A 13,372-nucleotide genomic window follows, 5' to 3' on the forward strand; every position below is an offset into this window, starting at 1 on the left:
GGCGCCCTGCGCGTGCTGGTGGTGGACGACAACCTCGACGCCGCCCACACCCTCAACCTGTTCCTGGGCGCGGCCGGGCACGAGGTCGAGATCGCCTATTCCGCCACCGACGCCCTGGAAGTGGCCAAGGTGTTCTCGCCCCAGGTCTGCCTGCTGGACATCGGCCTGCCCGACATGGACGGCAACGAGCTGGCGCGCCGCCTGCGGCGCCTGCCCCAGACCACTGCCTCGACCCTGGTCGCGGCCACCGGCTACGGCCGCCAGCAGGACCGCGACGCCGCCCGCCAGGCCGGGTTCGACCACTACATGGTCAAGCCGGTGAACACCGTCGAGCTCAGCGACCTGCTGGCCGGCATCGCGGCGCGCGCCGAGCAGGCCTGATCCTTTCCATCTTCGCCGCAGTATCCACGGCGCGCAGCTTCGCGTCACAGCGCGACCATTCCAGAAATATAGCTTGTCGGAAATTCTTACACCCACTTTTCCGGAGTTTCTGGGATGTTAATTTCAATTGCACGAATGAAATAGAAAATCTTGTTCACAATTAAGGACCTGCGTCAATACACACCCTGCTGGCACGGCGATTGCATATAGGTAAGCCATCGACCCCACACCTTGTCAGGATTTTTATGAACCTCCGCCTCGTCCTCGCCGCCACCGCTCTTGCCAGCGCCAATGCCTTCGCGGCGCCGGCCACCCTGCTCCCGCCGGGTCCGGTCTACCTGAAGTTCAGCGGGCAGGAGCAGATCGCCGTCAACGGCGCCAGCACCTGGAGCGACAAGAAGGAGATCAACTGGGGCGTCTTCATCATGTCGACCATCGAAGAGGGCAGCGTGAGCCGTCCGCACGACCAGATCGACCCGACCGGCGATATCTTCTTCACCAATGGCCTGAGCGGCGGCCAGGTGACCGGCATGTTCTACGGGATCGAGCGCGGCGCCGCCTCGCCCACCAATCCCTTCCCGGCCACCAAGGGCTACATGGACCTGTACTGGCGCGACCTGTCGAGCATGACCAAGACCTCGCTGTCGACCGGCGCCGCCGGCGTGCGCTGCGGCTACAGCTGCGCCAAGGGCTATACCGAAGGCACCTTCCTGGCGCGCCTGTTCTTCGACACCGGCATGGACACCGGCAACAAGCTGAACACCATCGTCGGCAATACGGTCCCGAGCAGCAACGGCTTCTCGGGCCAGGCCGACTCCTACGCCTCGGTCGACATGTCGACCCCGGGCCTGTGGAGCTACCAGCTGAACTCGAACTACTTCCACAGCGCCGAGGGCACGCGCGACCTGCGCTTCAAGAACAGCTACAACTACAACCGCCGCTGGAACGGCGGCACCAACATCCTGGGCGCGCGCGTCGACGATCCGGGCCAGGCCTACGCCCTGCCGGAACCGGGCGCGCTGTCCCTGACCGGCCTGGCGCTGCTGGGCATGGGCGCCGCCCTGCGCCGCCGCCGCGCCTGAGCTTTCCCATCCGCGCAAGGCAGCCGGGCGGCGCTGCCGTGTGCGTGTAGAATGGCCCGGCCGGCGCACCCGCGCGCCGGCCGTCCATCCCCGACATCATGACCGCCAGCCACGACCCTTCCGCCGCTCTCCTGTCCTGCGCCGCCCCTGCCGGCAGCGACCCGAACGTCTACCGCACCCTGCTGGAATCGACCAGGGCCATCCCCTGGCGGATCGACTGGGCCAGCATGCGCTTCACCTATATCGGCCCGCAGATCGAGGCGCTGCTCGGCTGGACGCCGCAGAGCTGGATCTCGGTCGAGGACTGGGCCGCGCGCATCCACGAGGAAGACCGCCAGAAGACGGTCGACTTCTGCGTCGCCCAGTCGCAGCAGGGCGTGGACCACGAGGCCGACTACCGCGCCCTGACGCGCGACGGCGACTGGGTCTGGATCCGCGACGTGGTGCACGTGGTGCGCCGCCCCGACGGCTCGGTCGAGGCCCTGGTCGGCTTCATGTTCGACATCACCGAGCGCAAGCAGGCGGAGGACAAGATCCTGCAGCTGCAGCGCGAGCTCGAGACCCTGTCCTACCGCGACAGCCTGACCGGCGTGGCCAACCGCCGCATGTTCGACACCCTGTACCCGGTCGAATGGGCCAAGGCGCGCGCGCTGGGCGAGCCGCTGTCGCTGGTGGTGGTCGACATCGACTACTTCAAGCAGTACAACGACCATTACGGCCACGTGCAGGGCGACGAATGCCTGCGGCGCGTGGCCCAGGTGCTGGACCAGGGCGCCTCGCGCGCGCGCGACCTGTGCGCCCGCCTGGGCGGCGAGGAATTCGTGCTGCTGCTGCCGGCCACCGGCGAGGACGTGGCGCACGGCGTGGCGGAGCGCTGCCGGCGCCTGCTGGCGCGCGAGGCCATCCCGCATGCGCGCTCGGGCGCCGGGCGCAGCGTCACGGTCAGCATGGGCGTGGGCAGCATCGTGCCGGGCGTCCACGACGACGCCGCCGTGTTCCTGGACCGCATCGACCGCCGCCTGTACCAGGCCAAGTCCGAAGGACGCGACCGGGTGTGCGGCGCGGAGGCTTGAGCCGGCATGGATGAAGTCGGGGTCGTCCTGGCGATGCTGCTGGCGGTGGTCGTCAGCGGCTACCTGGTGCGCATGCTGCCCGTGGCCCTGCCGCTGCCGCTGGTCCAGATCGCCCTCGGCGCCCTGATCGCCGGCACCACCGGCCACGGCGTACGCCTCGAGCCCCACATTTTCTTCCTGCTGTTCCTGCCGCCGCTGCTGTTCCTGGACGGCTGGCGCATTCCCAAGGTCGGCCTGTTCCGCGACAAGGGCGCGATCCTCGAGCTCGCACTGGGCCTGGTGCTGTTCACCGTGATCGGCGCAGGCTTCCTGATCCACTGGCTGATTCCCGCCCTGCCGCTGCCCGTGTCCTTCGCGCTGGCGGCGATCCTGGCGCCGACCGACCCGGTGGCGGTGTCCTCGATCGCGGCGCGGGTGCCGATCCCGCCACGCCTGATGCACATCCTGGAGGGCGAGTCCCTGCTCAACGACGCCAGCGGCCTGGTGTGCTTCCGCTTCGCCGTGGCCGCCGCGCTGACCGGGCATTTTTCGCCGGGCGGCGCCGCACTCACCTTCGTCTGGGTGGCGCTGGCCGGCATCGCGGTCGGCGTACTCCTGACCCTGGTGGTGGCGGGCGCCCAGCGCCTGGCGGCCAAGCGCTTCGGCGAGGACGCCGGCGCCGCCATCCTGCTCAACCTGCTGCTGCCCTTCGGCGCCTGGCTGGCGGCCGAGCACCTGCAAGCTTCGGGCATCCTGGCCGCGGTCGCGGCCGGCGTCACGATGAGCTACGTGGAGCTGCGCGGACGCGCCCTGGCCACCACCCGGGTGCGGCGCGCCGTGGTCTGGGACACGGTGCAGTTCGCCCTCAACGGCGTGATGTTCGTGCTCCTGGGAGAGCAGCTGCCGGACATCGTGCACGCCGCCCTGCAGGGACCGGACGTGGCGGTGCCGCGCAGCCTGTGGTGGCTGGCCAGCCATGCGCTCCTGGTCAGCCTGGGCCTGCTGCTGCTGCGCTACCTGTGGGTCTACGTCTCGCTGCGCCTGACCGTGCTGGTCGCGCGCCGCCAGGGCCGCAAGGTCTACCGGCCGAATCCGCGCCTGGTGCTGGCCACCTCGCTGGCCGGGGTACGCGGAGCGATCACCCTGGCCGGTGTCCTGACCTTGCCGCTGGCCCTGCCGGGCGGTGCGCCGTTCCCGGGGCGCGACCTGGTCATCTTCCTGGCCAGCACGGTGATCGTGGTGTCCCTGGTGGCGGCCAGCATCGGCCTGCCGCGCGTGCTTCGCGGGCTCGAAGTGCCGGCGGAGGATGGCGAGCAGGCCGAGGAAGACCGGGCGCGCCTGGCGGCGGCGCTGGCGGCGCTGGCGGCCATCGACGAGGCCAGCCAGGACCGGCCCAGGGACATCGAGGACGCCGACCTGCACGCCAGCGCGGCCGACCACGTGCGCAGCATGTACCGCCACCGCCTGGGCGGCAGCCAGCCGGGCGACGGCCAGGTGGGCCGCATCCGCGAAGCCGAGCAGGCCGAGCGCTTGTACCGGCTGGCGGCGCTCGAGGCCGAACGCAGCGTGCTCCAGCGCATGGCGCGCCATGGCGAACTGTCCGACGAGACGGCGCGCAGGATGGTGCGCGAGATCGACCTGATCGAGGCGCGGTACCGCTGAGCGCCGCCGAGCGGCCGGCGCAGTCGGGCTGGGCGGGCGTCCGTGATGCCTGGTAAGTTACTTCGCGAACGGTCCGTGCGAATGGGCAGGCGTAGCATCGGCTCGATTCCACCCAAGAACCGGACCCTGCCATGCTGAGCGATTCTCCCGGCGACATCGCCACCACGCTTGCCGACCCGCCCGCCGCCGCGCGCGCCGCCGGCCTGCGCTACGTGCACGACGACAAGCCCGGCATCCGGCGCGAGCCCGCCGGCGACGGTTTCCGCTACCTCGACGCCAAGGGCGAGCCGGTCGACGACGAGACCACCCTGGGCCGCATCAAGTCGCTGGCAATCCCGCCGGCCTGGACCGAGGTCTGGATCTGTCCGCAGGCCAATGGCCACCTGCAGGCCACGGGCCGCGACGCCAAGGGCCGCAAGCAATACCGCTACCACCCCAAGTGGCGCGCCACGCGCGACGAGGTGAAGTACGAACGCATGCTCAAGTTCGGCCAGGCCCTGCCGGCCATCCGCGCCGAAGTCGACCGCGCCCTCGGCCTGCCCGGATTGCCGCGCGAAAAGGTGCTGGCCACCATCATCTACCTGCTGGAAGCGACCATGATGCGGGTGGGAAACGAGGAATATGCCCGCACCAATAAATCCTTCGGCCTGACCACCCTGCGCAACCGCCACGTGAAGGTGGACGGCAGCGAAGTCGAGTTCCGCTTCCGCGGCAAGAGCGGGGTCTACCACAAGGTCAAGGTCCAGGACCGGCGCCTCGCCCGCATCATCGCGCGCGCCCGCGACCTGCCGGGCCAGGAATTGTTCCAGTACGTGGACGAGCAAGGCGAAACCCACAGCATCGATTCCAGCGACGTCAACGACTACCTGCGCACCATCACCGGCGAGGACTACACCGCCAAGGATTTCCGCACCTGGTCGGGCACGGTGCTGGCGGCGCTGGCCCTGCAGGAATTCGAGAAGTTCGATTCCGAGGCCCAGGCCAAGAAGAACATCGTGCGCGCCATCGAATCGGTGGCCGAGAAGCTCGGCAATACGCCCTCGATCTGCCGCAAGTGCTATGTCCATCCGGCCGTGCTCGACGCCTATCTCGAAGGCACGGTGCTCGAGGTCCTGCGCGAGCGTACCGAGCAGGAACTGACCGAGGACTTGCACGCCCTGCAGCCGGAGGAAGCGGCGGTGGTCGCCATGCTCCAGCAGCGCCTGCGCCACGAGCAGGAACTTGCCGCATCCAGGCCACCCGCCAAGCCCGCTGCCAGGCGCAGCCGGAACAGCCCATCACGAAAGGAACAGCATGCCTGACACCCGCCAGCCGTGGACGCTCCAACAGGTCGCCCGTTTCGACCACCAGGTCACCGGCGTCTCGGTCTCGGAAGACGGCCGCATCTTCGTCAACTTCCCGCGCTGGACCGAGGACAGCGCCGTCTCGGTGGCCGAGCTGAACAAGGACGGCACCCTGCGGCCCTACCCCGACGGACAGTGGAACGCCTGGCGCAATGCGCGCAAGGATGAGCTCACGCCGGAGGAGCACTGGGTGTGCGTGCAGAGCGTGGTCGCGGATGGCCGCGGCAGCCTGTGGGTGCTGGACCCGGCGGCGCCGGCCCAGGCCCAGCTGGTCGCGGGCGGCGCCAAGCTGGTGCGCATCGACCTGGCCAGCGACAAGGTGGCGCAGACGATCGCTTTCGGCGAGGACGCCGCGCCGCAAGGCTCCTACCTGAACGACGTGCGCTTCTCGAAGGACGGCAAGCACGCCTTCATCACCGATTCGGGTGTGGTCGGCGCGATCCTGGTGGTCGAACTCGCCAGCGGCAAGACGGTGCGCCTGCTCGACGGCCATCCGTCGACGCAAATGAAGAAGGGGCTGAACGTCAAGGCCGACGGCAAGGCACTGCGCCGTCCGGATGGACGCGGGGTCGAATTCTCGGCCGACGGCATCGCGCTGTCCGATGATGGCGAATGGCTGTACTGGCAGGCGATCAAGGGCGACACCCTGTACCGCATCCCGGCCGCGGCGCTGGTTGGCGAAGGTGTCGAGGGCAAGGACGTGGGCGGCAAGGTCGAAGAATTCGGCCGTAACGGGGTGTCGGACGGCCTCCTGATCCCCCGCGGGACCAACAAGATGCTGCTGTCGGCCGTCGAAGACAACGCCGTCAAGCTGCGCGACCTCGACGAGGGGCCGGGCGGCCAGCCGCGCATCCTGGTGCAGGACGAACGCCTGCGCTGGCCCGATACGTTCACGCAAGGGCCGGACGGCGCCATCTATGTGACCACCTCGCACATCCAGGACTCGGCCTTCTTCAAGCCGGATGCGCCGGCGGCGCTGCCGACCGAACTGTGGCGACTGGCCCCGGACGGCGACGGACCAGCTTGTCGCTTCGGGAGGAGCCCGATTCGGCCATGCTTCAGTGACTTTCCCGAGACAGCCGTACGCAATTCGCTACCCCTGGCGCATGCGGCGGCATAGACTATCGTTCTAATAATTACCGCAATCCTGGCTGACGGTGCTGCGCCCGCGCGCGCATCGCGGGCCTCGTTCATTTCGAAAATCGGGAGCTGCAATGCGTTGAGTGCGTCATCAAGGGGGGAAGTCATGACAACGGCTATGAAGAGACTGGCATTGTGTGCCATTGCTGGAATGCTGCTTGGGTGCGCGAGCACGGCGCCGTATCGAACTGAACTGGTGGAAGCCGGGAAGGTATTTTGCCCATCCGAGTCGGCTGCCGCGCTTCCACAATGTGCCAAGGTGACGCCGGAATCGGGCAAGGGCTACGAGCTGCATTTCGTGGAGTTCGACGATCAGGGATGGGCGGCGGCCCTGCCTGCGAACAACACGGCCCGGTCCGATACGCGAAGCGAAACCCAAACGGATCACTTGATGAAACGTCTGGAAAAATTGCTCAGCAACGGCGAGTACGTGAACATCGTCCTCTATGTGCATGGATGGCAGCATTCGGCCAAGGGCGACGACGAGGACGTCCAGCAATTCAGGAACGTCCTGTCCTCGGTACGGACCTTGCAGCATTCCTCCGACAGCAAGAAGGCCAACCGGAAGGTCATCGGCATTTACATAGGATGGCGGGGACGTTCATGGATGTTCCCCGGCATCGAGCCATTCAGTTTCTGGTCGCGCAAGAATACCGCGCTGCGCGTTTCCCACGGCGCCGTCCAGGAACTGTTCGCCCGCCTGCGTTCGGTACAACAGCATTACAACACCGTGCATCACAGCCCCGACTGCGTCCCGCCGAAGGAAGGCACCCTCACCACCGGAGGCTGCCGCGTTCGCACCCTGATGATCGGTCACAGTTTCGGCGCATGGATCCTGTATTCCGCGATGTCGGCCCAGATCATCGCCGCCCTGAACGCCGAGAAGGACTTGAACGAAAAAGCGGCTCCAGGGGGCGAAGAATCCGCCACGGCGCACACCAACGAAACCAGCAAGATCGAGAACCGCCGGCCGGCGGAGATGATTGTCCTGATCAATCCCGCGTTTGAAGCGGTGCGCTACCAGCCGGTCCACCGGGCAGCGATCAACTACAAGAGCAAGGTGGCGCAGCCGCCGCTGCTCGTGACGATCTCGACCTCGGGCGATACGGCGACGCGTACCTTCTTCCCGGTCGGCCGTCTCATGAACAGCATCTTCCAGCGGCCGACAACCTCCGTGGAACAGGCCAAGGCAATGACGCGTACGCATGGCAATTTCGGGATGTACCACACCCATCGCCTGACCCGGCTCGAGAAAGACCGTTGCGAAGGATGGCAGCCCCCGGGCCCGTTGAGCAGCAAGGACAAGGACCAGGTGCTGGAGAACAAGCGCATCGAAATCGACAATTCGCGCCGGTTCTTTGAACGCTACACAGGGAGCGATGGCTTGCTGACGCCCTGGGTGCGCGACTTCTGCGGAGGCGTCCAGCTTTCCTTGCTCGAATCCTCAGACCCCAACCATAACCGCGATGCGAACTCGCTAGTGTGGAATATCCGGACGGACGCGTCGATCATTCCCAACCACTCCGCCATCGAAAAGTGGCGCTTCCTCGAATTCGTCCGCCAGCTGTATGCGGATACGGACTGGCGGGTGGAACCGGCCGGTCGAACGGCCGGCCTCGCGAACAGGTGATCGTCCCCTGGATCGGCCTGTCCGCCGGCCCGGTCCACCGGCCAATGGCAAGGCCTTATTTCCCTGGGCAGGACATGGGATAGGGCTTGAGCGCAACTGCACCCTGGATGCGTATCTGCGCCTGCCCCGCGGCGCTCCTTGCCTTGACGCTGGGGTCGATGGTGGCGTTGGCGGGCGGGATCCGGTCCTCGCAATCGCTTCCCGCGTTGGCCGGCCGGTCCCCGATGGACCAATGGGCCAGGCCGAGCGGATCGTCCGCGACCTGGGGGTGCGGCAGGGGTACGGCATAGCTTTGCGCAAGGGCCTCCATCATCCAGCGCAGCGATATGCCGGGCAAGGCCTGGGAATCCTCATAACCGCCGCCGACATCCGCGTGCGCTCCTGGGAACCAGCGTTCAACCAGGGTTTTTCCGTCGCCTTTTAGCGGAGGGCACAACAGGATCGGCTTGAACTTGCTGCGTTTCTCGTCCAGCGCTACGGCGTGGAAGATGTTCTGGATAGACGGATACGAATCCGATTTATACCGGTCGCCGTCCCTGCCGTCGCTCTGTTCCTTGCACACACCGAACTCCTTGAAGTAAGACCCGGGGACGGTGTCCCATAGTCCAAGGAATTTGATCTCCACGGGCAGCGTACGTACCTTATATTCGGAGAATATTTCTTCGCTGGCAAACGGCAGGGCCCCGCTTTGCCACGCCGCCCATTTTTCCTTATAGGCGTCGTCGTTCTTGCGTTTGACGTTTTCCAAAATCGCGTTGGCGAGTTTGCGCCTGGCTGAAGAGTCCTTGTCCGACCTGGGCGGGACACCCGCGTAGGCGATCAGCCCTGCCAGTGCACGGGCCTGGTGGGCGCCGCGGCTGAAGCCGAAAATATAGACGTCGTCATTTGGCTTGTAGGACTGCGCGATGAAATCGTAGCCCCGAAGGATGCGCGGCTCCATGCCGAATCCCAGCACCGCGCCGAGGATGGGCGTCTCGGCGCTCCCTACCCCTTCGATATACATTGCCGTGGTCTGAGGATCGTTCGCCTGAACCACCGCTTCGAACAGCTTGCGCACATTGGTGCCGGAACGAGGATCGTTGCGCGTGCCATCCAGGAAGACAAAGATGCTCTTTTTCTGGGCTCCATCGCCGTTAAATGGTTTTTCAGAAACCGTCGGTGAAGTGATCTCAGGCCCTGGCACCGCGCAGCCGGAAAGCCAGGCCGCGATGAGCAAGCAGGAGCAAGCTCTTCTTACCGAGCGAAAGGTGGAAAGCGGATGCCACGGGCGCATGCTGGTTACTCCTTCGTCCAGGTCGGCAAGGAAGCAATTTCATGATGCAGCCCGATTAATATAGCAGGGTTGATCTCGCCTGAACGACTATTTTTCGGCCCTCTCGCAGGCGCGCATCACGCCCCCGGATGATCGAAGACCTGCCGCAAATAGGCGATGAAGGTGGCATCGGTGCACTGCGACTTGCCCGGCTCGTCGGACAGCTTGGCCACCGCCTGGCCGTTGCAGCGCACCAGCTTCATGACGATGTTGATCGCCGGGTAAGGCGTGTCGTTGGTGAGCTTGGTGCCGATGCCGAAGCCCGTCATCACGCGGTCGGCGAAATGGCGGTACAGGCTGAGGGCCTTGGGCACCGTCAGCGCGTCCGAGAACACCAGGCGCTTGGTGCGGGCGTCGATGCGCAGCCTGGCGTAGTGGGCCAGCGCTTTCTCGCCCCAGGCCACCGGGTCGCCCGAGTCGTGGCGCAGGCCGTCGAACAGCTTGGCGAAATACAGGTCGAAGTCGGCGAGGAAGGCATCCATGCCGACCACGTCGGTCAGGGCCGTGCCCAGGTCGCCCCGGTATTCCTGCACCCAGTCTTCCAGCGCCATCTTCTGGAAGTCGCGCAGGCGCACGCCGAAGGCCTGGTGGGCCTGCAGGTATTCGTGGGCCATGGTCCCGATCGGCACCAGGTTGTACTTGCGCGCCAGGTAGACGTTCGAGGTGCCCTTGAAGTACTGCGGCAGCTCGCGCGCCAGGGTCGCGACCACTTCGTCGTGCCACTCTCCCGAAAAGCGACGGCGCACGCCGAAGTCGAAGAACTCGAAGGGATTGGCGCGCGGCGCCTCCTGGCCGAAGGCGCGGAATTCGTCGATCTTCTGCTGCAGCCGCAGGCGCGCTTCGGCCAGCGCCACCTCGCGGTCGAAGCGCCGGAAATACAGTTCGTTGACGATGTAGAGCACGAAGATCTCGAAGCCCATCACGTGCACGATCGGCCCGGCCGCGCGGATGCGCAGGTGGGGGCCGTCGGTCTCGACGGTGATGAACTTGCGCTGGAAGCGGAACAGGGTCAGGAAATCGGCGAAGTCGCTCTTGATGAAGCGCAGCGAACGCAGGTACTCGACCTCTTCTTCCAGGAACATCTTGGAGCACAGGTGATCGAGCTCGCGCTCGACTTCGTCCTTGAGCTCCGCCAGCGGATAGGCAGGTTCGTTCCGGCAGCGGAATTCGTACTCGCCATGCGCACCGGGATGACTATGCAGCAGCGCCTGCCACATCGTGAATTTGTACAGGTCGGTCTCGAGCAGGCTGCGTACCACGGGCATGGACGGGCTCCGGTCAGGCGCTGGTGGACTTGCCGCGGCTGCGGCGCTTGGGCGCCAGCATGGTCCCGGTGCAGCCCGGCGTGCCGCAGCGGCAGGCGAACAGCTTCTTGAGCTTGGCCGTGTGCGGCTCGTCGTAGATCAGCGCGTAGTTGTAGTTCAATTCCTCGCCCGCTTCGATGTCGCGCATGGCGTGGATGTAGACCTTGCCCTCGTCCTCGAACGCTTCGCAGTTGGGCGTGCAGGCATGGTTGATCCAGCGCGCGTCGTTGCCGCGCCGGCCGCCGTCGATCACGCGGCCGTCGGCCAGGCTGAAATAGAAGGTGTGGTTGACCGGTCCGCCCGCCTGCGCGGCGCGCTCGGTCGCCTCGTCCCAGCTGATGCGCTGGCCGCGGTACTCGATGATGCGTTCGCCCGCGGCGATCGGCTTGAGGGCGAACACGCCGTTGCCGTGGACGGGAGACTTGCGGACTTCATAGACTGGATCGGCCTTGGTGCTGCGCTTCGTGGTGGTCATCGATGGGCTGCCGGTGGAAGTCGCGGCGCCCGCGGGCGCCGCTGTGGAAGTTGTCAAAATGATGACAGCATTATGATGCCAATCGCCCCGCGCGTACCACACGCCGTGTCAATCAGGCTCCGTTGCCGAAGTCTTCTTCGCGGTACTCGGCGCCTTGCGGCTGCGCCTGGTCCTGTCCGGCGCCGCGGCCGGCCTCCTCCTTGCGCAGCTCGACGCGCCGGATCTTGCCCGAGATGGTCTTGGGCAGCTCGCGGAATTCGATGCGGCGGATGCGCTTGTACGGCGCCAGGCGCTCACGCGTGAACGCGAACAGCGAGGCCGCCACCTCCCGGCTCGGGGCCACGCCCTGGCGCAGGGTGACGAAGGCCTTGGGGACCGACAGGCGCAGCGGATCGGGACTGGGCACGATGGCCGCCTCCAGCACGCTCTCGTGCTCGATCAGCACGCTCTCCAGCTCGAAGGGGCTGATGCGGTAGTCGGAAGACTTGAACACGTCGTCGTTGCGGCCCACGTAGAAGTAGTAGCCATCGGCATCGACACTGGCCGTGTCGCCCGTGTGGTAGTAGCCGGCCCGCATCACGTCCGCCGTCTTGGCCTCGTCGCCCTCGTAGCACAGCATCAGGCCGATCGGCGCCGCGTCCAGGCGCACCGAGATCTCGCCCTCCTCGGCGGGCTGGTCGTCGATGTCGAGCAGGGCCACCTGGTAGCCCGGCAGCGGCCGCCCCATCGAACCCGGCTTGATCGGCTGGCCAGGGGAATTCCCGATCTGGCAGGTGGTCTCGGACTGCCCGAAGCCGTCGCGGATGCGGATGCCCCAGGCGCGCTCGACCTGCTCGATGACTTCCGGGTTGAGCGGCTCGCCGGCGCCGACCAGCTCGCGCAGCGGTGGGCGCCAGGCGGCCAGGTCTTCCTTGATCATCATCCGCCACACGGTCGGCGGGGCGCACAGCGAGGTCACGCCGCAGCGCACGATGGTGTCCAGCGCGGCTTTCGCCGAGAAGCGCTCGTAGTTGTAGATGAACACAGTGGCGCCCGCATTCCAGGGCGCGAAGAAGCAGCTCCAGGCATGCTTGGCCCAGCCCGGTGAGGAAATGTTCCAGTGCACGTCGCCCTGCTGCAGGCCGATCCAGTACATGGTGGACAGGTGGCCGACCGGATAGCTCTGGTGGCTGTGCAGCACCAGCTTGGGCTTGGCCGTGGTGCCGGAAGTGAAATACAGCAGCAGCGGGTCAAGGGCACGCGTTTCGCCTTCGGGCGTGAACACGGACAGCACGGTGCGGCTGTCGTCGAAGTCGCGCCAGCCTTCCAGGGCGCCGCCGACCGCAATGCGGGTGTAGTTGCCCTCCAGGCCCTCGAACTTGTGGGCTTCGGACGCCTGAGCGATCACATGGCTGACCCGGCCGCGCTCCAGGCGGTCGGCCAGGTCGGCGCCCGAGACCAGCATGGTGGTCGGCACCAGCACCGCGCCGAGCTTGATCCCGGCCAGCATGATTTCCCACAGCTCGACCCGGTTAGGCAGCATCAAGAGCACCCGGTCGCCGCGCCGCACGCCGCACAGTCGCAGGTACTCGGCCACCTGGTTCGAGCGCGCGGCCATGTCGGCGAAGGAGATCTTCCGCTCGCTGCCGTCCTCCTCGACTACCCACAGCGCCGGCGTCTGGTTGTCCCGGGCCTGGTGGTCGAAGAAGTCGAGCGCCCAGTTGAAGGTGTCGAGCTGGGGCCGCTGGTAGCCCCCGTAGGCGGTCGCGTAGTCGCTGCGGTGCTGCTGGAGGAAGTCGCGCGCCTGCAGGAAGCGCTGGGTTGGCGTCATGGTGTCTCCTGGTCGCTGTCACGGTGAACGGCAGGGCATGCCCGCGGGCTGCCCCGTCTTGACCATTTTGCCATTGTTTCGCCCTGTGTGCGAACCGTAGGGGGGGGGGGGGGGGGGGGGCGCCCCCCCCCCCGCCGGGGGGGGGGGGGGGGGGGGGGGGGGGGGGGGGGGGGGGGGGGGC

Annotated in this window: 11 protein-coding genes; 7 read left to right on the top strand and 4 right to left on the bottom strand. The window is 66.7% G+C overall.

Annotated features, from left to right (window positions below):
- The 7 genes from KBW98_RS22280 to KBW98_RS22310 form a co-directional block, all read left to right on the top strand.
- The coding region (locus KBW98_RS22280) for a response regulator (protein WP_211522362.1) at positions 1-381 on the top strand (381 nt) is incomplete at its 5' end.
- 245 nt (positions 382-626) lie between these two features.
- Positions 627-1,463, top strand: a complete 837-nt coding sequence (locus KBW98_RS22285; protein WP_211522363.1) for a PEP-CTERM sorting domain-containing protein — start codon at positions 627-629, stop codon at positions 1,461-1,463.
- A 98-nt stretch (positions 1,464-1,561) separates the two neighbouring features.
- Positions 1,562-2,536, top strand: coding sequence for a sensor domain-containing diguanylate cyclase (locus KBW98_RS22290; RefSeq protein ID WP_211522364.1), 975 nt, complete (start codon positions 1,562-1,564; stop codon positions 2,534-2,536).
- A 6-nt stretch (positions 2,537-2,542) separates the two neighbouring features.
- Complete coding sequence (locus KBW98_RS22295; protein ID WP_211522365.1) at positions 2,543-4,177, top strand: Na+/H+ antiporter; 1,635 nt, start codon at positions 2,543-2,545, stop codon at positions 4,175-4,177.
- A gap of 131 nt (positions 4,178-4,308) precedes the next feature.
- Entirely contained in the window at positions 4,309-5,478 is a 1,170-nt protein-coding gene (locus tag KBW98_RS22300; RefSeq protein ID WP_211522366.1) for a DNA topoisomerase IB, read from the top strand.
- The gene (locus tag KBW98_RS22305) at positions 5,471-6,640 is read left to right on the top strand and encodes an L-dopachrome tautomerase-related protein (protein WP_211522367.1); all 1,170 of its coding nucleotides are present in this window, start codon (positions 5,471-5,473) and stop codon (positions 6,638-6,640) included. The genes KBW98_RS22300 and KBW98_RS22305 overlap by 8 nt, the downstream gene beginning before the upstream one ends.
- Positions 6,641-6,778: 138 nt before the next feature.
- Positions 6,779-8,290 carry a hypothetical protein gene (locus KBW98_RS22310; protein ID WP_211522368.1) on the top strand — a complete coding sequence of 504 codons (1,512 nt, stop codon included), beginning with the start codon at positions 6,779-6,781 and terminating at the stop codon, positions 8,288-8,290.
- A gap of 55 nt (positions 8,291-8,345) precedes the next feature.
- Here the strand turns inward: KBW98_RS22310 and KBW98_RS22315 are convergent, their stop codons facing one another.
- The 4 genes from KBW98_RS22315 to KBW98_RS22330 form a co-directional block, all read right to left on the bottom strand.
- On the bottom strand, positions 8,346-9,506 hold the full coding sequence (locus KBW98_RS22315) for a DUF2235 domain-containing protein (RefSeq protein WP_211522369.1): 1,161 nt from the start codon (positions 9,504-9,506) through the stop codon (positions 8,346-8,348).
- Between the two features lie 173 nt (positions 9,507-9,679).
- A complete protein-coding gene (gene pncB, locus KBW98_RS22320) occupies positions 9,680-10,867 on the bottom strand; it encodes a nicotinate phosphoribosyltransferase (RefSeq protein WP_211522370.1) in 1,188 nt (395 codons plus the stop codon).
- Positions 10,868-10,880: 13 nt separating this feature from the next.
- Entirely contained in the window at positions 10,881-11,381 is a 501-nt protein-coding gene (locus KBW98_RS22325) for an SET domain-containing protein (protein ID WP_211522371.1), read from the bottom strand.
- A gap of 112 nt (positions 11,382-11,493) precedes the next feature.
- A complete protein-coding gene (locus KBW98_RS22330; RefSeq protein ID WP_211522372.1) occupies positions 11,494-13,191 on the bottom strand; it encodes an AMP-binding protein in 1,698 nt (565 codons plus the stop codon).
- Between the last annotated feature and the right edge of the window lie 181 nt (positions 13,192-13,372).

Origin of the sequence: Massilia sp. ST3 (assembly GCF_018119405.1) — a bacterium.
GTDB lineage: Bacteria > Pseudomonadota > Gammaproteobacteria > Burkholderiales > Burkholderiaceae_D > Telluria.